We start from the raw sequence: 18,918 nt of genomic DNA on the forward strand, positions 1-18,918 counted from the left end.
GCGGTGATCCCGCGCCCCCGGCCCGGAGTCAGGTTGGGAGAGACTGATGGGACGCTACGTCCTCCGACGACTACTACAGCTGATCCCGGTGTTCATCGGGACCACCTTCCTCATCTACTGGCTGGTGTGGAGCCTGCCGGGCGACCCGTTCTCCGGGAAGTGCGGCGACCGGCCCTGCCCAGACTCCTACATCGCCTTCATGACCGAGAAGTTCAACCTCGACGACCCGCTGATCGTGCAGTACGGCAAGTACATGGCCGACCTGCTGACCGGTGACTTCGGCGAGACCTTCCGCGGCACCTCGGTCGGCGAGCTGATCGGCGAGGCCTACCCGAACACCATCCGGCTCGCGCTGGTGGCCCTGGCCATCGAGGCCGTCATCGGGCTGGGCGCCGGGATCCTGACCGGCCTGCGCGGCCGCGGCTTCCTGGACAACGTGGTCCTGGTCTCGACGCTGTTCCTGATCTCGCTGCCGGTGTTCGTCACCGGTTTCGTGCTGCAGATCGTGCTCGGCTTCGAGCTCGGCTGGATCAAGACGACGGTAACCGCGTCGCCCGCGCCGTGGGGGCAGCTGATCGTGCCGGGCTTCGTGCTCGGCAGTCTGTCCATGGCGTACGTGACGCGGCTGACCAGGACGTCGATCGCGGAGAACAAGCGCGCCGACTTCGTGCGCACCGCCGTGGCCAAGGGCCTGCCCCAGCGCCGCGTCGTGGGTGTGCACCTGCTGCGCAACTCCGCCATCCCGGTGATCACCTTCCTCGGCACCGACCTCGGCGCCCTGATGGGCGGCGCGATCGTCACCGAGGGCATCTTCAACATCAAGGGCATCGGAAACCTGGTGTACCGGGGCATCCTCGGCAAGGACGGACTGATCGTCACCGGCGTGGTCACCCTGCTGGTGATGGTCTACCTGCTCTCGAACCTGCTGGTGGACCTGCTCTACGCCGTCCTCGACCCAAGGATCCGCTATGACTGACCCGAGCACCGCGGCCACCGGCGCCGCGGTGACCACCACGGCGGCCGAGCACGTCACGGCCGCGGAGCACGTCGAGACCAAGGGGAGCAACAAGCCCCGCAGCCTCGCCTCCGACGCCTGGTACGACCTGCGCAGGCGCCCGCTGTTCGTCATCTCCGCCGCGCTGATCCTGCTGGTGGTGCTGATGGCGCTGGTGCCCACCCTGTTCACCTCGGCGGACCCGAACTACGGCGACCTCAACCGCAGCCGCCAGGGTCCGTCCGCGGACGCCTGGTTCGGCTACGACAACCAGGGCTACGACATCTTCTCCCGGACCATCTACGGTGCCCGGGCCTCGATCGTCGTCGGCGTGTCCGCCACCGTGCTGACGATCCTCATCGGCGCCACCCTCGGCCTGCTCGCCGGTTTCTACGGCGGCTGGATCGACGGGCTGATGTCGCGGATCGCGGACGTGTTCTTCGGTCTGCCGTTCGTGCTCGGCGCGATCGTGATCCTGTCCAGCTTCCGCTCGCAGGGCGAGAGCTCGGCGACCGAGATCATGGTCCTGGTGGTGTTGTCGATCTCGCTGCTGTCCTGGCCGGTCTGCATGCGCATCATGCGGTCCGCGGCCATCACCGCCAAGCAGCAGGACTACGTGAAGGCCGCGCGCGCCCTGGGCGCGAGCTCCTCGCGGATCATCCTGCGGCACATGCTGCCCAACGCCATCGCTCCCGTGCTGGTCTACGCCACGATCGCGCTCGGCGCGTTCATCGGCGCCGAGGCGACGCTGTCGTTCCTCGGCCTTGGCCTGCGCGCGCCGGTGGTGTCCTGGGGTGTGATGATCGCGGACTCCCGCGACGTCATCCGCGTGGCGCCGCACAGCCTGCTGTTCCCGGCGGCCTTCCTGACCGCGACCGTGCTGGCCTTCGTGATGCTCGGCGACGCCGTGCGCGAAGCGCTGGACCCGAAGATGAGGTAAGGACGCATGTCCGCGAACACTGTGAAGTCCTCTGTGGACGCCCGACGGACCGGACCGGTCCCGGGCGCGCCACTGCTGGAGGTCGACGACCTCTACGTCGAGTTCCGCACGCGTGACGGCGTGGCCAGGGTGCTCAACGGCGTCAGCTACAAGGTCGAGGCCGGGGAGACCCTGGCGGTGCTCGGCGAGTCCGGCTCGGGCAAGAGCGTCACCGCGCAGACGGTCATGGGCATCCTCGACATGCCGCCGGGGTTCATCACCGGCGGCGAAGTGCGCTTTCACGGCGAGAACCTGCTCAAGGCGAGCCAGCGGCGCAGGCGGGAGGTGCGCGGTTCGGGCATCGCCATGATCTTCCAGGACGCCCTCTCCGCGCTCAACCCGGTTTTCACCGTCGGCTTCCAGATCGAGGAGCAGCTGCGGGTCCGCCGGGGCATGTCCCGCCGGGACGCCCGCAAGCGCGCCATCGAGCTGCTCGACCTGGTGAAGATCCCCAACCCCAAGGGGCGCGTGCGGCAGTACCCGCACGAGTTCTCCGGCGGCATGCGCCAGCGCGCCATGATCGCCATGTCGCTGGCGCTCGACCCGGAGATGCTCATCGCCGACGAGCCGACGACCGCGCTGGACGTCACCGTGCAGGCGCAGATCATGGACCTGCTCAAGGAGATCCAGGTCGAGCGGAACATGGGCCTGATCCTGATCACCCACGACCTCGGCGTGGTCGCCGAGGTCGCCGACCGGATCGCGGTCATGTACGCCGGGCGGATCGTCGAGCAGTCCGACGCCCGCTCGCTCTACCGCAAGCCGGGCCACCCCTACACCCTGGCGCTGCTGGACTCGCTGCCCCGGCTCGACCTCAAGGGCACCGAGCTCAACACCATCAAGGGCCTGCCGCCGAGCCTGCTCAACATCCCCAGCGGCTGCCCGTTCCACCCGCGGTGCCCGCGCGTGCAGGAGATCTGCAAGACCGAGGTGCCCGCGCAGCACCGCCCCCTGCCGGGCAGGCTCAGCGCGTGCCACTTCGCCGAGGAGATGATCGCCGGTGACTGACAACATCCTCGAGGTGGACGGGCTGGTCAAGCACTTCCCGGTCCGGGTGGGCGTGCTGTTCAAGCGCACCGTCGGCCACGTCCGCGCGGTCGACGGCGTCTCGTTCGACCTGCGGCGCGGGGAGACCCTCGGCGTGGTCGGCGAGTCCGGCTGCGGCAAGTCCACGCTGGCCCAGGTCCTGATGCGGCTCGAGCCCCCGACCGGGGGCACGATCCGGTTCGAGGGCGAGGACATCACCAAGATCCAGGGTGGGGCGCTGCGCAGGCTGCGCCGGGACATCCAGATCGTGCTGCAGGACCCCTACACCTCGCTCAACCCCCGGATGACCGTCGGCGACATCGTCGGCGAGCCGTTCGAGATCCACCCCGAGGTGGCGCCGAAGGGCTCGCGGGCGAAGAAGGTCCGCGACCTGCTCGACGTGGTCGGGCTCAACCCCGAGCACATCAACCGGTACCCGCACCAGTTCTCCGGCGGCCAGCGCCAGCGCATCGGCATCGCCCGCGCGCTCGCGCTGCGCCCCAAGGTGATCGTCTGCGACGAGCCGGTGTCGGCGCTGGACGTCTCGATCCAGGCGCAGGTGATGAACCTGCTCGGCGACCTGCAGACCGAGTTCGGCCTGTCCTACCTGTTCATCGCGCACGACCTGTCGGTGGTCCGGCACCTCTCGGACCGGGTCGCGGTGATGTACCTGGGCAAGATCGTCGAGATCGGTACCGAGAAGGAGATCTACGAGCACCCGACGCACCCCTACACGCAGGCGTTGCTGTCGGCGGTGCCGGTGCCCGACCCGGAGCTGCGCGGCCAGCGGCAGATCATCCGGCTGGAGGGCGACGTCCCCAGCCCGGTCGACCCGCCGTCGGGCTGCCGGTTCCGCACCCGCTGCTGGAAGGCGCAGGACATCTGCGCGAGCGAGGAGCCGGTGCTGACCACGAGGGTGGCCGCGCACCCGAGCGCGTGCCACTTCGCCGAGGAGAAGTCGGTCGTTCCCTGATGTCGGGGCAGAGCTCAGGGATGTTCGCCAAGCGAGGAGGAGTACGCGTGAATCGACGAAAGCTGGTGGGGGCCGCGGCCGCGGTTCCCTTGGTCGTGGCACTCGCGGGAATCGTGGCGCCGGTATCGGCGAACGCGCAGCCCGCGCTGTCCGGCAAGACTGTCGAGTACAACGTCCTCAGCGCTGACGGTGCCAGCGTCGAGTCGGTCGAGGCCGCGGTGCGCTCGGCCGGAGGCACGGTGGTCACCAGCAACAAGGCCGCGGGTCTGGTCACCGCGACCGCGCCGGAGAGCGGCTTCACCGCGCGGCTGGCGACCGAGCGCTCGGTCGACACCGCGGCCCGCTCGAAGTCCATCGGGCAGGCGCCCAAGGACGACAAGGCGGCCAAGTCCAAGGCCGTCGAGCAGGAGAACCGCACTGCTCGCGCGGGCAAGAAGGACAAGCCGAAGAAGGCCGCCACCGCGGGCATGGACCCGTTGGACTCGCTGGCGTGGGGCCTGAGCGCGGTGCGCTCGGACCTGGCCCGCACGAAGCAGGCCGGTGACAAGCGGGTCAAGGTCGGCGTGCTCGACACCGGTGTGGACGGCAGCCACCCGGACATCGCGCCGAACTTCGACCGGGCGCTCTCGCGGAACTTCACCCACGACATCCCGGTGGACGAGAACGGCACCGTCGTCGACGGCCCGTGCGAGTACCGCGGCTGCGTGGACCCCGCGGACGTCGACAACGGCGGCCACGGCACGCACGTCGCGGGCACCATCGCCGCGGCGGCGGACGGGTTCGGCATCTCCGGTGTCGCGCCGAACGTGACCATCGTGAACATCCGCGGTGGCCAGGACTCCGGCTCGTTCTTCCTGCAGCCGGTCGTCGACGCGATGACCTACGCCGGTGACGCCGGGCTCGACGTGGTCAACATGTCGTTCTACGTGGACCCGTGGCTGTTCAACTGCGCCAACAACGCCGCCGACAGCCCGGCGCAGCAGGCCGAGCAGCGGCTGATCGTCAAGTCGATCAGCCGGGCGATGGAGTACGCGCACCGCAAGGGCGTCAGCCAGGTCGTGTCGCTGGGCAACGGGCACATGGACCTGGCCAACCCGCTGCCGGACGCGAGCAGCCCGAACTACCCGGCGGGCACCACGCACCCGCGCACGATCGACAACGCGACCTGCCTGTCGCTGCCGATCGAGGGCCCGCACGCCATCGGCGTGGGTTCCTACGGTCCCTCGCTGGCCAAGGCGGACTACTCCAACTACGGCGAGCACATCTCGGTCTCCGCCCCCGGCGGCTACTTCCGCGACGGCTTCGGCACGCCGTGGTACCGGACCAACGAGAACGAGATCCTCTCCACCTACCCGCAGAACGTCGCCCTGACCGAGGGTGCCATCGACGCGGCGGGCAACGTCACGCCCGACGGCGAGGCCCTCGGCGTCCAGAAGGCCTGCAAGGCCAACGGCAAGTGCGGCTACTACCAGTACCTGCAGGGCACCTCGATGGCGTCCCCGCACGCCTCGGGCGTCGCGGCGCTGATCGTCTCGCAGTACGGCGACTACTCCCGCGACGGCGTCACCCTGTCCCCGGACAAGGTGAAGCGCGTCCTGGAGGGCACGGCGTCGCCGATCAACTGCCCGACCCCCCGCACGGTGGACTACACGGTCGTCGGGCGCACGCCCGACTTCAACGCCACCTGCACCGGCACGACCGAGTTCAACAGCTTCTACGGCAACGGCTCGGTCGACGCCTGGGCAGCGGTGACGAACGGCCGCAAGTTCCTGCGGTGACAGCGTTCTAGTCAGAAGAGGGCCCCTCGGTCGGTGACCGGGGGGCCCTTTCCGCGTCAGATCGACGAACCAAGTTCGTCGAGGACTTCCTCTACCAGCGCGACTACAGACGCTCTGATCACGTCCGGGTCGCCAGAACCTGCTTCCGCCGCCGCGGCGAGAGAGGGAAGCAGCCCGCCCCATTCTCTTCCGTGCTCGCGGATCGCCGCTACCGCGCTCACTACAGCATCTTCGGCCATGTGCTGCGATGCGATCTCCCGCAGGCTTGCTGCCAGGTTCGCCGGGTCCGTGGTTCTGAGCAGGCGGAGAACGTCCAACCCGTCCTTGGGCCTCAGCCGACTCGGCTGGGTGGCCCGTTCCGAGATTTTGATCATCTTCGCCACGACCAGTGCGGCCGGGCCCGCCACTTTCAACTGGAACGACCTGATGTCCAGCTCATCGAGCGCAATGATCGAATGCGTCTGGTTGTCGAACACCGCGGCTTCGAGGCCGGGTGTGCGGCGAGTGAACTTGCCGTGCGGTGGCAGATCCACACTGCGGCTCTTTCCCGGGCCGCTGAACGCTGCTGGAGTCAGCAGATCTACCGCCACCTGCCCACGGCCCAACCAGATCCCCGGTTGTGAACCCGGTACGAACCCCGCCGCACGCAGGACTTCAGGGACTCGAGGGTCATCGGGCAGCAAACCCGGTACGACAGCCAAGTCCGCGTTCGTCGTCGTAGGCGCGGTCGTCAGGTCGGCATCCCCGGTGTTCGCGTAGACGGCTTGGGCGCCGACGAGGATCACGGCGGCTCGGTGTGGGCCCAGCGCTTCCAGGGCGTCGAGCAGGACCGAGCGGGCTATCACGTATTCGGGTGGGGGCATGGTCATTCCCAACCTGGGTCGGTCTCTCCGAGGGCCGACATCAACTGCTCGGCCTCTTCGCTGGACCTGCCCGCGCCGGTCAGCAGATCTGCGACTACTTGGGCGGGGGCAGCGTAGGTGAGGCCATCCACCAGGCGTGCTCTGGCATGGACCACTTCGTCGTAGGGACTCATCACCAGGACGTTCGCGCCGTGTTCAGCCTTCTTCAGCCGCAGGTGGTCCATCACCTGGATGGGGTCCTCTGTGTACAGGCTCAGTGAGACCAACGGTGAGACCGGCGTAACGCCTTCGGGCAAGTAGGCGCGCGCCGCCGCCGATCCGGTCACCGCGTACCGCACTCCCAGAGATGCCGATGCTTCCAGCGCGTGACTTATACCTCGCGGGTCCACTGTCGTGATGACCTCGTTCGCCTTCATGACCTGGTAGTCGGCTGTCCAGCGGGTGAGCAGCGCGCGCTTCCGGACCGACGTCACCACGCCATCCGCACTGCGGTCGATCACCGCGTCCCGGTCCAGCAGTTCGAGTACGCGGGCACTCGTCGCAGCGCTTACATCCGCGCGGAAAGCGAGTTCGCGGACACCTGTCGGCAACGGCGTTTCGGACAGCGCCAGCACGACCTTCGCGGCTGCTGGGCCGCGGAGGGACTTGAGCAACCGGTCAGCGGGATCGCGGAAGCTGCTCCGGTCGGCACCGGCTCGGTCGAGGTATACGGCGGGGCTGTCGAGCCGCAGCCGGAGGTTGCCGGTAACGTCGAGCCACCCGAGACCGTGGTCGGCCAACTGCCTGCGGGCCGTCGGTGAGATGAACGGCGCCACGACGATCGCAGCAGCGGTCTCCGCCTCCTGAAGAGCCGCGAGGCGGGCGGCCATTCCTGCCACATCCCGTGGCGCGACGATACTCTTGACTTCAACCAGTACCCAGGCACTGGTGCCGTCTGCGGCGGTGATGGTGAATCGCGCATCGGCCCTGCCCCTCGTGGTTGGCCGTTCCTCTCGATAAGCAGTCAGCTGCCACGTCCTCGGCAAGAGTGATTGAAGGGTCTGCTCGGCGAAAGCGACCATCTCCGCAGCGCTCGTTCCAGGTTTCAGATCGTTCCATGACACGTGGAACACGCTAGTTTGTGGAACACTGGCCGTCAAACGAGATGCCCTAGCTCCATCGGGTCTCCTGATACCGCTGAGCTCGGACACGTCTGTCGTGGGAGAGCGGTCGGCGAAGTGCGCCCGACGACGCCAACCTCGCGCTGCAGGCGGCGGGAGAGGACGGTGGCCACCAAGTGCGTCACCTAGCCACTCTCGTCGTAGCCGAGGAATTGCTTCACTATGGTGGCGCATCCGTGGCGCATCCTTGACGCGCTGGGAAGTTGCTGCAGGTATGAGCAAGACACCAGTTCCCCACACCGCCACCCGGAGCGATGAGCGGGTCGACGATCCGCGCATCGCGTTGCGGCTGATGGTGCGGGTATCGGCTCGTCGACGAAGGGCCCGGGGACCGCGACAGCGCCTGGATTCTCCAGGGATCGGGTCACCAGCAGCCCGGGACGCGGGACCCGCAGTTCGCCAAGATCCACACCTACCGGCAGCGGCGGCCGCTGTGCCAGGTGTGCGCCGGGCTCGCGGACAGCGACGACGACGGTGTTCTCTGGGTTCTCAAGGACACCGCGGGCTTCTGCTCGCGGCATGCTCGTCAGCGAGCCGCCTAACTGCCTGCCTTGCCTCGAGCTGTCCCGACAGATCTTTCCCGCGCAGCGGGAAGGACATCTCGTTTGTGCGGGGTTGGGATCCTCGGGGTGGACGGGGTCCGCTACTGGCCCACGCTGAATGGGCCGTTGCCCTCGGATCTCAGGATCGCGCCGTTCCAGTCGTCTGCTGCGCCTTGGACGTTGGCGTCGAATTCGGGTCGGGAGCTCGGGAATGCGAGCCTGTCAGGTGAGCAGTCAGTTCTCGACCGCCGCCACGATGCCGGTATGGATCCACTAGCGAAGGCCCCCTCGGCACTGCCGAGGGGGCCTTCGCCGTTCGTGGGACCTAGTCGCTGTCGAGACTGGTGCGCTAAGGACTGGTGCGCTGTCGGGGACTGACGCGCGGTCAGTTGTTGCGGCTCTCAGTGGACTCGTCGGCCACCGGCTGGGGTCCGGTCACGCGGGCGAAGGGGACGACCACGCCCGCGCCCGAGCCGGTGCCCGCGACCTCGCGGAACCTGGTCAGCGCCAAGTGGACGTCCAACTCCTCCCGCATCGCCTCGATCTGCTGGTTCTGCTTGTCCCGCATCCGGTACTGCTCGACCCGGCAGTGCTGCAGCTCCGCGTTGGCCTCGCGCAGGTCCTGCCTGGTGCTGATCAGCATCGCGCACAGCCCGGTCAGCACCGCCGCCACGGCGGCTCCCGCCGCGAACAGCCCCGGCTTGTCGCTCGCGTCCACCGCCAGCGCCAGCGCCAGCAGCGTGATCGTCATCGCCGCGAGCGGCGCGGTGAACACCAGTTGTTGGCTCAGGTAGGAGAATCGCTGTCGAGGCACGTGGTCCTCCGAGGTCCGCAGTATCCGAGCCCGCGCGGGCGGCGGGAGGACTGGTCAGGCGTAGGGGTTGCCGCACACGTCGTCGGGCTGGTGATCTTGGACAGGAAGACTAGCCAGTTTCGCCGGGTTCGTCATGTTCGGCGTGCATCAGCGCGAGCTCCTCGGCCACCACCCGGAAGAACTCCGCTCGCGGCAGCGACCGCCGCAGCACGCGGAAGTGCTCGCGGACGGCCGCTTCCACGTCCTGGTGCGTGCTCCCAGGCAGGGCCGCGGGCCGCGGCGCGGGCTCGGCGGTGTCGAGCTTGGCCGCTTGCCCGCCCGCGAGCACCTCGTCGACGCCGCCCTCGGCGACCAGCAGGGCGCGCTCGAGCCTGCGCTTGGTGCGGCGCGGCAGCGAGATCGTGCCGCGGCGCACCCGGCGCAGGTTCACCGCGGACATCCCGGCGCGCTCGGCGACCTCCTGCCAGGAGAGGTCAAGATCCACCCGGCGGCTGTCCATCCACTCCGCCAGTTCCGCCCGGGCGGACGGATCATCGTTCGACATGCCTGCTCCCTACCTGGTCGAACATGATGCCACATGTTCCCCTGTGATCGCCGCGAGCCGCAACTCGTGACAGATCCCAGGTCACCTGGGTTGGCCATGATCGCCCATGACCGCTAATGTTCGCTTCAGTAGTCGGGGGGCGCGCGGCGCCCGGAACGGCAGGGGGTCCCTGTGCACGATGTAGTCGGGCTGGTCACCGCGGTCACCGGTCTCCTCACGGCCGCCACCGGACTCGTGGCGGGGGTCTGCGTCCTGGTGCGCCAACTGCGCAAGCGGCGGGCTGACGACGCCGCGCTCCGCGAGCGCGTCGAAGCCGCCGCCGCGGACGGCGTCATCACCGAGGACGAGATCGCCGACCTCCTCGACGGCCGGGAGGACCACCGCTGAGGCCGCGCGGTTCGGTACACAGTGGACTGATTCGCCGCTGGGGCTGGGAGCTTTCCTGTGCGGTACCGCGTCTGTCTGATTAGGACAGTGTGTCGTGCTGCGGACTTTCGCTGTGGGCCGCGTCGGGGATCACCGCCCGTCGAGGGTGCCTCGCCGCGGCCCGGACAGCCCTCGGTTCACAGGCCCGCTGCTACCTTCGCCGCCGTCAGCACCTCTTCCACCATCGCGGGCGTCAACCGCCCGGTGAAGGTGTTCTGCTGACTCACGTGGTAGCAGCCGAAAACCGACAACCCCGGTCCGCCGTCCAATGCCGCCAGGTCGTACCGCACCCCGTGGCCGAATCGCGGTCGCGGGACCGGCACCGCCCAGAATGAGGACAGGATCGGCACCAGCGCCTGCCACCCGAACGCGCCCAGCACCACCACCGATCGCAGCGTCGGCCGCAACAGCGCCAATTCCTCGACCAACCACGGACGGCAATTGTCCCTTTCCTCGACCGACGGCTTGTTCGCGGGCGGTGCGCATTTCACCGGCGCCGTGATCCGGACGCCGCGCAGCGCCAACCCGTCGTCGATCGACACCGCTGTCGGCTGCGATGCCAGGCCGACCGCGTGCAGGGCCGCGTAGAGCACGTCCCCCGACCGGTCGCCGGTGAACATCCGGCCGGTCCGGTTCGCCCCGTGCGCCGCCGGGGCCAGGCCGACCAGGGCCAGCGCCGCGTCCGGTGGTCCGAAGCCCGGCACGGGGCGCCCCCAGTACTCCTGGTCGCGGAACGCGGCCCGCCGCACCAGGGCCACCTCCTCGCGCCAGGCGACCAGGCGGGGGCAGGCCCGGCAGCCGGTCACCCGCTGGTCCAGGTCGTCGAGAGCGTTCACAGTCGCCATCACAGCACAGGACGTAGGGTCGGCACATGGCATCCACCGACGAGCCCGACGAGGCGACCACGCCCGCGCCCGAGCCGACCGACGACCTGGTGACCACCGCGCACTCGATCACCGTGCGCAGGCGCAAGCTCAACTACACGGCCACCACCGGCCGGGTCGTGCTGCGCCGGGAGGTGAGCACCGACGGCAAGTTCGACGGGCTGCTGCCCAAGGCGGAGATGTTCGTGACCGCCTACACCCTCGACGGCGCCGACCCCGCGCAGCGGCCGGTGACCTTCGCGTTCAACGGCGGGCCGGGGTCGGCCAGCGTGTGGCTGCACCTGGGGGTGCTCGGCCCGCGCCGGGTGGTCGCCCCGGACGCGGGCGCGCCGGTGCCGCCGCCCTACGGGTTGGTCGACAACACCGAGACGCTGCTGGCGCACAGCGACCTCGTCTTCATCGATCCCGTGTCCACCGGGTACTCGCGCGCGGCCAAGGGGGAGCGGGCCGCCGACTTCCACGGGTTCAAGGCCGACCTGGAGTCCGTCGGCGAGCTGATCCGGCTGTGGACCTCGCGCAACGGCCGCTGGGTGTCGCCGAAGTTCCTCGCGGGCGAGTCCTACGGCACCACCCGCGCCGCGGGCCTGGCCCAGCACCTGCAGAGCAGGCACGGGCTCTACCTCAATGGTCTAATCCTCATCTCTTCCGTGTTGGACTTCGCCACATTGGACTTCACGGAGGGCAACGACCTGCCCTACGCGCTGTTCCTCCCGAGCTACGCCGCCATCGCCCACTACCACGGTCTGCACGGCGATCGCGACCTCCAAGAGGTCTTGACCGTGGCAGAGGCCTTCGCCGCCACCGACTACCCGCACGCGCTCAGCCAGGGCTCTCGTCTGTCTACTGAGGACTACCAGGCCGCGGTGGCGACCACCGCGCGGCTCACCGGGCTGTCCGAGGACTACGTCGACCGGGTCAACCTGCGGATCGAGCACATTCGCTTCTTCACCGAGCTGTTGCGCCACCGCAAGCAAACCGTGGGCAGGTTGGATGGCAGGTTCACCGGTTGGGAGGCCGACTACGGGCGCGAACACATGAGCGAGGACCCGGCCTCGGCTGCCATCATGGGGGCCTACACCGCGGGGATCAACCACTACCTGCACACGGAACTGGCCTACCCCAACGACTTGCCCTACGAGGTGCTCAGCCTCGACGTCAACCGCAACTGGTCGTGGAAGGAGTTCGAGAACGCCCACGTCACCGTCACCGACAAGCTGGCGGCGGCGATGCGGGCCAACCCGCACCTGCGGGTGCATGTCGCATCCGGGTACACCGACGGCGCGACGCCGTACTTCGCGACCGAGCACTCCTTGGCGCGGTTGAACATCCCAGCAGTCCTGCGCGACAACATCGAGGTTTCCTACTACGGCGCCGGGCACATGATGTACCTGCACGAGCCCTCGCGGGTGCAGCAGTCGAAGGACATCGCGGCATTTGTGAACAAGAGCACCAACCGCTGAGCGGTGCCCCGCACGACCTCGACGCCGTACGCTTGAGCGCAGGCCCCCGACCGGATCCGGCCGGGGGCCTGTCTCAGCTGAGCCTCCCTTCGGCGAAGGGGTCCAAGCGTGAGCGACATCGGACGAAGACTGCGCCAGATCCGCAACGCCCGCGGCAAGTCGCTGGCGGTCGTGGCGGGCCTGGCCGGGATCTCGCCCTCGTACCTGAGCAGGTTGGAGTCCGGGCACCGCGCCCTGGACCGGCGGTCGCTGATCGTCGCGCTGGCGCGGGCGCTCGAGGTGGCGCCGACCGAGATCACCAACGCGGCGCTGATCGCCCCCGGCGAGGCCGACGACGACCGGGCCCTCGGCGCGGTCCGGCTGGCGCTGTTCGCCGCGGCGATGAACGCCCCGCGCGGCCGGGTGTGCCCGGTCGAGGAGCTGACCACCCGCGCCGACGACCTGCTCGACCGGCAGCGCGACTGCGACTACGCCACCGTCGGCGCGCAGTTACCGGCCCTGATCGCGGACCTGCACACCTCGCTGGCGCACGGCCGCGACGAGCGCGCGCTGCTGCGGCTGCTGGTGATCACGCACGTGCAGGGCACCCAGGCCTGGCTCGGCGATATCGGCGCCAGCCAGGACCTCGCCTGGCAGGCCGCGACGCTGGCCTCGGCCGCCGCGCAGCGCCTGGAGGAGCCGGTTTCCCTAGCGGTGAGCGGGTTCGGCACCGCGTTCGGGCTGATCGGCGCGGGCGGGTTCGAGCTGGCCGGGCGGGTGCTGGCCGAGACCGACCCGGGCACGGTGGGCAACACCGAGCAGCAGCTGTCCGGGATGCTGACGCTCACCCGCTCGCTGGTCGCCGCGGCCCGGGGCGACCGGGTGGAGCGGGCGGCCGCGCTCGACCACGCGGCCGACCTGGCCGCGCACGCGGGCGAGGGCAACGCGCTGTGGTTCGGCTTCGGCCCGTCGAACGTGGGCGTGTGGCGGATGACGGTGGCGCTGGAGGCGGGCGAGCACGCCGAGGCGGCCCGGATAGCCCAGTCCGTCGACCCGGCGGCCCTGCCCTCGCCGACCCGCCGTTCGGCCTACTGGCGCGAGTACGGCCGGGCGCTGGCCCGCTTGCCGAACCGCCGTGACCAGGCCGTTCTCATGCTGCGCCAAGCGGAGCGTATTTCCCCGGCGCGGGTGCACCGGCACCCATTCATGCATTCCGTGCTGGCGGAGTTGCTGGCCAGGGCGCGCGACGACGCCATCGGCCGGGAACTGCGCGGACTCGCTTATCGGTCGGGGCTCATGTCGTGATCGCGCGGGTATGTTGGTAAGCACCGTTGTCCTGATCCAAACGGGCGACAGTTGCCTCGGTGGCAAATTCCCTTGTCCGACCGCGCTTAGCGTGAAACGCGGTGGAGGAGGTGATGGGCGTGGTCGGGGAGATCGGGTCCGCGGGAGCTAGTGCGGGTGAGCCGACGTGACGGCGACCCCGGAGCAGGTCGACACAGCACGGGCGCTCGTCCTGCTAGCCGCCAAGTTCGAGTTCTTGCCCAAGCGACTGCGCGACTACGCCTCCGGTCTGATCATCGGCTGGGCCTCGCCCGAGCAGGCCGATGCCCTGGCCGACGCCCTGGAGGAAACAGCACGGCAGGTGCGCCTCAACCGACCGCAGTTCGTGCTGACGATGGAATAACCCTCCACCACCGCAGAACAGTGGGCCTCGTCGACGTCCTCGGCGGGGTCCACTGTCATGTCCGCCGAACCGGTTCCCGGCCCGGTGCGGCTCGTCCGCGCGTCTGTTCGGAATGGTCGAGTGTGGTCGGTGCGGCGCGCGGACTGATTGTCTGGACCACATCGGGAAATGTTCGGACCAATCACGGGGATGGGCGGTCACTGCTCCGAGAGCGCGGTTCGGGAGTGGACGCCCAGTTTTCGCAGGGCGGTGGCCACGTGCTGCTCCACCGTCCGCGGTGAGAGGAACAGGCGGTCCGCGATCTCGCGGTTCGTCAGCCCCGACCCCGCCAGCGACGCCACCTCGCGCTCCCGCGGCGACAGTCGCGTCCCGTAGCCCTTGCGACCGCGCCTGCGCTGCCCGTACGGGCGCAACGCCTGGTGGCACCGGGCCGCGTCCCGGTCGGCGCCCAGGCCCGAGTAGGTCGCCATCGCCGAGGACCAGTGCGAGGCCGCCATCGCGGTCGCTCCCGCGGCGGCCGCGCAGCGGGCGGCGCACTCGTCGGCCTGGGCGGACCAGTGCGGGTGCGGCAGGGCCGCGTAGCGCTGCGCCGCGTGGGCGAAGTGCGCCCGCGCCGCGTCGTGCCCGCCGCCCGCCTCGGCCAGCACGCCGCGGCAGGTGTCCACCGCGGCGACCGCCAGCGGGGCGTCCCGGCTGGCGATGCCCGCCTCGTACTCGGCCAGCAGCCGGACCGCGTCCGGCAGGCGGTTCCCCCTGGTCAGCGCGCGCACCGCGACCGGGACCAGTTCGGCGGCCCACACCCAGTTCCCCTTGTGCCGCACCTGGGCCGCGGCCCGGTCGGCGGTCGCGCACGCCGCCGCGGTGTCGCCCGCGGCCAGGTGCGTCGCCGCGCGCCCGGTGCGGGCCGAGGTCATCAGCGGCACGTTGTCCTGGGCCGCGGCCAGGGCCGCGTCGAAGCGGAGCACGGCGGCCGCGCGGTCGCCGCGCCACAGCGCCAGCCAGCCCAGGGCGAGCCAGGCGTCGCCCGCGAGGAAGGTCATCTCGCCCGCCTGGTCGATCAGCCGCTCGCCGTCGGGCTCCAGCGACGCCCACTCGCCGGTCGCCACACCCAGCCGCAGCGCGGTGCCGTCGCCGAGCATCGGCAGGAACGAGCCGTCCCCGGTGAGCCGCCTGCCCTGCTCGAGGTAGCCGCGCGCGGTGTCGTAGTGCCCGATCCAGGTGGCCGAGTCCGCCAGGTTCAGGTACGCCCGCGCCAGCTGCCTGCGCACCTTCACCGGGCCCATCGGCCGCGGCAGCGCCGCCACCTCGGCCCACACGCCCGGGTCGCCGGTCGCCATCAGCGCGGACATCCGGTTCGCCTGGACCGCCGCGATCACCTCGGCGTCCGCGGTCCCGGTCACCGTCTCCTCGGCCGCGCGCAGCCAGCGCAGCTGCACCTCGACCGGCTTCGTCCCGAACAGCGGCAGCGCCAGGGCCGCCATCCCGCGGGCCGCCAGCGCCGGCTTGCCGCGCAGGTCCGACAGCGCGATCTCGATCTCGGTCTGGCCCGCGTCGAGCTGACCCGCCTGGTTGATGAGCAGGCGCCCCAGGTTCAGCCGGACCTCGCCGCGCGCGGACCGGGGCAGCGACTCGTCGCGCAGCACCGCGCGCAGCCGGTCGAGCGTGTCCTGGTGCGCGACGCCCGAGAGCGCTTCCCGGCTCAACCGCACGGCGAACACGCCACGCGTGGCGGAGGGCAGCTCCGGGTCGGCCAAGGCGTCGTCGAGCAACCGCACGGCGGTGGCGCTGTCGGCCTCCCCGAGCGCGGCTTGGGTGCACCGCACCCACTCGGCGAGCGCGCCCGCCTTCCGGTGGTGCTGCGCCAACCGTGCGGCCGACCGCTCGGTCAGCGCCGCGCGGGCGTGCATCCGGCGCCGCGGGGGTCCCGGTATCGCCAGGTAGACCGCTTGTCGGGCAACGGGATGCCGAGACTCGTACCGTCCACATGAGACTTCAGTCAGCAGGGCGGCGGCCAGTGCCGCCTCGATCGCCGCACCCGCGCGCCACGGTGGCAGGTCCGCGACCGCGGCCAGGTCCGCCTCCGGCGCTGGCTCGTCGAGCACCGCGGCCGCCCGCACCACGGCGGTCACCTCCGGCCCCGCGCACGCCAGCCGCTCGGCCATCGCCTCGCGCAGCGACGGGGGCAGGTCCCCGTCCGGTCCCGCGCGCAGGACTTCCTCGGCCACCAGCGGGATCCCGCCGGTACGCCGGTGCAGGTCGGCGACGAAGTCGGCCGGGATGTCCGCGGTACCGAGCACTCCAGCGGCGAGCAGGTGCAGCGCGCCGCGGTCGAGCGGCCCCAGCCGCACCACGGCCCGCGGCCGGTCGGCCGCGCTCCGCAGGTCCGGCACCGACCGGCGCGAGGTCACCAGGAACGACAGGCCCGGTGGGGGATCGCCCGCCAGGTACCGCAGCAGCTCCACGGTCCCCTCGTCCGCCCAGTGCAGGTCCTCCACGACCAGCACGCCGCGACCGGTCAACAGCTCGCGCACCGCGCGGAAAACCTGGTGGGTCGAGGCGTCCTCCGGTGGCGCGGGCGGGAGAACGGGAGCCAACTCCGGCAGTAGCGACCGCAACACCCCGGCCACCGGCGACAACCCGGCGGCGTCGATCTTCAAGCCGCGCAGCACTTCCACCACCGGCCCGTACGGGAACGGCGCGCGCACCCGCACGCACCCGGAGACCAGTACCCCGTGCCCGCCCAGCTGCCGCACGACCTCGCGCACCAGCCGGGTCTTGCCGATCCCCGGCTCACCCCGCACGAGCACCACCGCACCGGGCTGCCGCACCAGCTCCGCCAGCTCGGCGGGCAGCGGTGCGCGGGAGGTCCCGGTCGGCGCCATATCGGCAACCTATCCGCGCCGAACCACCCGCGGTAGTGCCCGTTGTTTACGTATACGCAGGTATTTCGCAGCCCGTTGTCCAGCCCGGGGTCGCCGGGCGACTGTTCTAGGCGCTCCGGCCGGGCATCCCCTCTCCCTGCGACCGGGCCGTGTCCCGCGGCCCGCAGAGGACTGACCATGATCAGAGGACTGACCATGCACAAGCGTTACCGAACGACCCTGGTGCTGGGCGCGCTGGCGGCGACCGGCGCCCTCGCCTGGGTCCCGATGGCCAACGCCGCCCCGACGGCCCCCGCCGCCCCCGCGGCGTCCGCGAAGTTCCTCAGCGCCGCCACCCAGAACACGGTCCCGGACCGCTACATCGTCGTGCTCGCCGACACCGCGGGCGCGGCCCAGGCCCAGGTCAGCAGCCAGGCGCAGACCCTCGCGGGCCGCTACAGCGGCCAGGTCCGCCGGGTCTACGACAGCGCCCTGCGCGGCTTCTCGGTGCGGATGAGCGAGAGCAAGGCGCGCGAGCTGGCCGCCGACCCGTCGGTCAGCTACGTCCAGCCGGTGCAGATCGGCCACGGCTCGGGCACCCAGCCCAACCCGCCGTCCTGGGGGCTCGACCGGGTCGACCAGCGCAACCTGCCGCTGGACAGCAGCTACACCTACGACACGACCGCGTCCAACGTGACCGCCTACGTGATCGACAGCGGCATCCGGATGACCCACCAGGACTTCGGCGGCCGGGCCAAGAGCGGCTACGACTTCGTCGACGACGACACCAACGCCAGTGACTGCCTCGGCCACGGCAGCCACGTCGCGGGCACCATCGGCGGCAGCGGCTACGGGGTGGCCAAGGCCGTCAACATCGTCTCGGTGCGCATCCTGACCTGCAACGACTCCGTCGCCGACGACGACGCCGTGGCGGGCGTCAACTGGATCACCAAGAACGCCGCCAAGCCCGCGGTCGCCAACATGAGCCTGCAGTTCGGCAGCTCGGCGCCCGCGCTGGAGACCGCGATCAAGAACTCCATCGCGGGCGGGGTCACCTGGGTGCTCTCGGCCAACAACTTCAACTCCGACGCCTGCCAGAGCTCGCCGGCCAAGATCGCCGAGGCGATCACGGTCGGCAACATCACCAAGACCGACACCCGCCGGTCGGACTCGAACTACGGGTCCTGCCTGGACATCTGGGCGCCGGGCGACAACATCGTCTCGGTCAACTACCAGAACGACACCGGCAACCGCACCATGAGCGGCACCTCGATGGCCGCCCCGCACGTGGCCGGTGCCGCCGCGCTGTACCTGTCCGCGAACCCCTCGGCGACCCCGAAGCAGGTCCGCGACGCCCTGGTGGCCCAGGCCAGCACGATCACCGTCGGCGACGCCAAGGCCGGGTCGCCGAACAAGGTCCTCTACGCGCGTTCGGGCGGCACGACCCCGCCGACCACCTGCCCGGCCGTCACCAACGGCGCGGACGTCAACATCCCGGACAACGGCGCGGCGGTCACCAGCTCCGCGGTCGTGTCCGGCTGCTCGGGCAACGCCTCGGGCGGCGCCAAGGTCGCCGTCGACATCAAGCACACCTTCCGCGGTGACCTGGTCGTCGACCTGGTGGCCCCGGACGGCTCGGTCTACAACCTCAAGCCGTTCAGCGCCAACGACAGCGCGGACAACATCACCGCGACCTACACCGTCAACGCCTCGACCGAGGTCGCCAACGGCACCTGGAAGCTGCGGGTGCAGGACAAGGCGGCCAACGACACCGGCTACATCAACTCCTGGACGCTCACCGTCTGAGGCCCAGGCGCCGACGGTGTGACCGTCGGCTGACCGACCCGGTTCGGCGGTGTGGCTCGTGGGCGCCACACCGCCGAACTGCCGTCTCACCACTGTGATCGCGCGGAACCGTTGCCTCGACGGCCTTCCCGCTGCACACCCT

The 18,918-nt window shown here is 70.4% G+C and carries 16 protein-coding genes; 10 read left to right on the plus strand and 6 right to left on the minus strand.

Annotated features, from left to right (window positions below):
- Positions 1 to 46: 46 nt before the first annotated feature.
- The 5 genes from QSK30_RS17005 to QSK30_RS17025 are packed head-to-tail and all read left to right on the plus strand — an operon-like array spanning position 47 to position 5,750.
- Positions 47 to 976: an ABC transporter permease gene (locus QSK30_RS17005; RefSeq protein ID WP_285503888.1), complete on the plus strand. Its 930-nt coding sequence runs from the start codon at positions 47 to 49 to the stop codon at positions 974 to 976.
- Entirely contained in the window at positions 969 to 1,934 is a 966-nt protein-coding gene (locus QSK30_RS17010; protein ID WP_285503889.1) for an ABC transporter permease, read from the plus strand. Before QSK30_RS17005 ends, QSK30_RS17010 begins: the two co-directional genes overlap by 8 nt.
- A 6-nt stretch (positions 1,935 to 1,940) precedes the next feature.
- A complete protein-coding gene (locus QSK30_RS17015) occupies positions 1,941 to 2,981 on the plus strand; it encodes an ABC transporter ATP-binding protein (RefSeq protein ID WP_285503891.1) in 1,041 nt (346 codons plus the stop codon).
- Positions 2,974 to 3,972 (plus strand): ABC transporter ATP-binding protein, encoded by a 999-nt coding sequence (locus QSK30_RS17020; RefSeq protein ID WP_285503893.1) that lies wholly within the window; start codon positions 2,974 to 2,976, stop codon positions 3,970 to 3,972. The genes QSK30_RS17015 and QSK30_RS17020 overlap by 8 nt, the downstream gene beginning before the upstream one ends.
- A 20-nt stretch (positions 3,973 to 3,992) precedes the next feature.
- On the plus strand, positions 3,993 to 5,750 hold the full coding sequence (locus tag QSK30_RS17025) for a S8 family serine peptidase (protein ID WP_285503895.1): 1,758 nt from the start codon (positions 3,993 to 3,995) through the stop codon (positions 5,748 to 5,750).
- Between the two features lie 56 nt (positions 5,751 to 5,806).
- Here QSK30_RS17025 and QSK30_RS17030 read toward each other — a convergent pair whose 3' ends face one another.
- From QSK30_RS17030 to QSK30_RS17045, 4 genes are all read right to left on the minus strand, one after another.
- Positions 5,807 to 6,619, minus strand: a complete 813-nt coding sequence (locus tag QSK30_RS17030; RefSeq protein ID WP_285503897.1) for a nucleotidyltransferase family protein — start codon at positions 6,617 to 6,619, stop codon at positions 5,807 to 5,809.
- Positions 6,616 to 7,716, minus strand: a complete 1,101-nt coding sequence (locus QSK30_RS17035; RefSeq protein WP_285503902.1) for a type IV toxin-antitoxin system AbiEi family antitoxin — start codon at positions 7,714 to 7,716, stop codon at positions 6,616 to 6,618. Before QSK30_RS17035 ends, QSK30_RS17030 begins: the two co-directional genes overlap by 4 nt.
- Positions 7,717 to 8,700: 984 nt before the next feature.
- A complete protein-coding gene (locus tag QSK30_RS17040; protein ID WP_285503904.1) occupies positions 8,701 to 9,129 on the minus strand; it encodes a hypothetical protein in 429 nt (142 codons plus the stop codon).
- A gap of 109 nt (positions 9,130 to 9,238) precedes the next feature.
- Positions 9,239 to 9,673: a helix-turn-helix domain-containing protein gene (locus QSK30_RS17045; protein WP_285503906.1), complete on the minus strand. Its 435-nt coding sequence runs from the start codon at positions 9,671 to 9,673 to the stop codon at positions 9,239 to 9,241.
- A gap of 171 nt (positions 9,674 to 9,844) precedes the next feature.
- Here QSK30_RS17045 and QSK30_RS17050 point away from each other — a divergent pair, with 171 nt between their 5' ends.
- Complete coding sequence (locus QSK30_RS17050; protein WP_285503909.1) at positions 9,845 to 10,060, plus strand: hypothetical protein; 216 nt, start codon at positions 9,845 to 9,847, stop codon at positions 10,058 to 10,060.
- 176 nt (positions 10,061 to 10,236) lie between these two features.
- On the opposite strand, the gene QSK30_RS17055 is transcribed toward QSK30_RS17050, so the two are convergent.
- Positions 10,237 to 10,944, minus strand: coding sequence for a uracil-DNA glycosylase (locus tag QSK30_RS17055; protein WP_285503910.1), 708 nt, complete (start codon positions 10,942 to 10,944; stop codon positions 10,237 to 10,239).
- A gap of 26 nt (positions 10,945 to 10,970) precedes the next feature.
- Here QSK30_RS17055 and QSK30_RS17060 point away from each other — a divergent pair, with 26 nt between their 5' ends.
- The 3 genes from QSK30_RS17060 to QSK30_RS17070 all read left to right on the plus strand — a co-directional run bounded on the left by QSK30_RS17060 (position 10,971) and on the right by QSK30_RS17070 (position 14,109).
- Entirely contained in the window at positions 10,971 to 12,443 is a 1,473-nt protein-coding gene (locus tag QSK30_RS17060; protein ID WP_285503912.1) for a S10 family peptidase, read from the plus strand.
- A gap of 108 nt (positions 12,444 to 12,551) precedes the next feature.
- Complete coding sequence (locus QSK30_RS17065; protein WP_285503913.1) at positions 12,552 to 13,727, plus strand: helix-turn-helix domain-containing protein; 1,176 nt, start codon at positions 12,552 to 12,554, stop codon at positions 13,725 to 13,727.
- 166 nt (positions 13,728 to 13,893) lie between these two features.
- A complete protein-coding gene (locus tag QSK30_RS17070) occupies positions 13,894 to 14,109 on the plus strand; it encodes a hypothetical protein (protein ID WP_285503915.1) in 216 nt (71 codons plus the stop codon).
- 197 nt (positions 14,110 to 14,306) lie between these two features.
- On the opposite strand, the gene QSK30_RS17075 is transcribed toward QSK30_RS17070, so the two are convergent.
- Complete coding sequence (locus QSK30_RS17075; RefSeq protein ID WP_285503916.1) at positions 14,307 to 16,991, minus strand: AAA family ATPase; 2,685 nt, start codon at positions 16,989 to 16,991, stop codon at positions 14,307 to 14,309.
- Positions 16,992 to 17,168: 177 nt separating this feature from the next.
- Here QSK30_RS17075 and QSK30_RS17080 point away from each other — a divergent pair, with 177 nt between their 5' ends.
- Positions 17,169 to 18,776, plus strand: coding sequence for a S8 family peptidase (locus QSK30_RS17080; RefSeq protein WP_285503917.1), 1,608 nt, complete (start codon positions 17,169 to 17,171; stop codon positions 18,774 to 18,776).
- Positions 18,777 to 18,918: the final 142 nt, after the last annotated feature.

Origin of the sequence: Actinokineospora sp. NBRC 105648, assembly GCF_030269645.1 — a bacterium.
In the GTDB taxonomy this organism is placed as follows: Bacteria; Actinomycetota; Actinomycetes; order Mycobacteriales; family Pseudonocardiaceae; genus Actinokineospora.

What these genes read in the sequence shown, in the direction of transcription:
- QSK30_RS17025 (WP_285503895.1), top strand. Translation starts at nt 3,993, where the DNA reads ATGTTCGCCAAGCGAGGAGGAGTACGCGTGAATCGACGAAAGCTGGTG.
- QSK30_RS17060 (WP_285503912.1), top strand. Translation starts at nt 10,971, where the DNA reads ATGGCATCCACCGACGAGCCCGACGAGGCGACCACGCCCGCGCCCGAG.
- QSK30_RS17030 (WP_285503897.1), bottom strand. Translation starts at nt 6,619, where the DNA reads ATGACCATGCCCCCACCCGAATACGTGATAGCCCGCTCGGTCCTGCTC.
- QSK30_RS17010 (WP_285503889.1), top strand. Translation starts at nt 969, where the DNA reads ATGACTGACCCGAGCACCGCGGCCACCGGCGCCGCGGTGACCACCACG.
- QSK30_RS17075 (WP_285503916.1), bottom strand. Translation starts at nt 16,991, where the DNA reads ATGGCGCCGACCGGGACCTCCCGCGCACCGCTGCCCGCCGAGCTGGCG.
- QSK30_RS17015 (WP_285503891.1), top strand. Translation starts at nt 1,941, where the DNA reads ATGTCCGCGAACACTGTGAAGTCCTCTGTGGACGCCCGACGGACCGGA.
- QSK30_RS17005 (WP_285503888.1), top strand. Translation starts at nt 47, where the DNA reads ATGGGACGCTACGTCCTCCGACGACTACTACAGCTGATCCCGGTGTTC.
- QSK30_RS17045 (WP_285503906.1), bottom strand. Translation starts at nt 9,673, where the DNA reads ATGTCGAACGATGATCCGTCCGCCCGGGCGGAACTGGCGGAGTGGATG.
- QSK30_RS17055 (WP_285503910.1), bottom strand. Translation starts at nt 10,944, where the DNA reads ATGGCGACTGTGAACGCTCTCGACGACCTGGACCAGCGGGTGACCGGC.
- QSK30_RS17080 (WP_285503917.1), top strand. Translation starts at nt 17,169, where the DNA reads ATGATCAGAGGACTGACCATGCACAAGCGTTACCGAACGACCCTGGTG.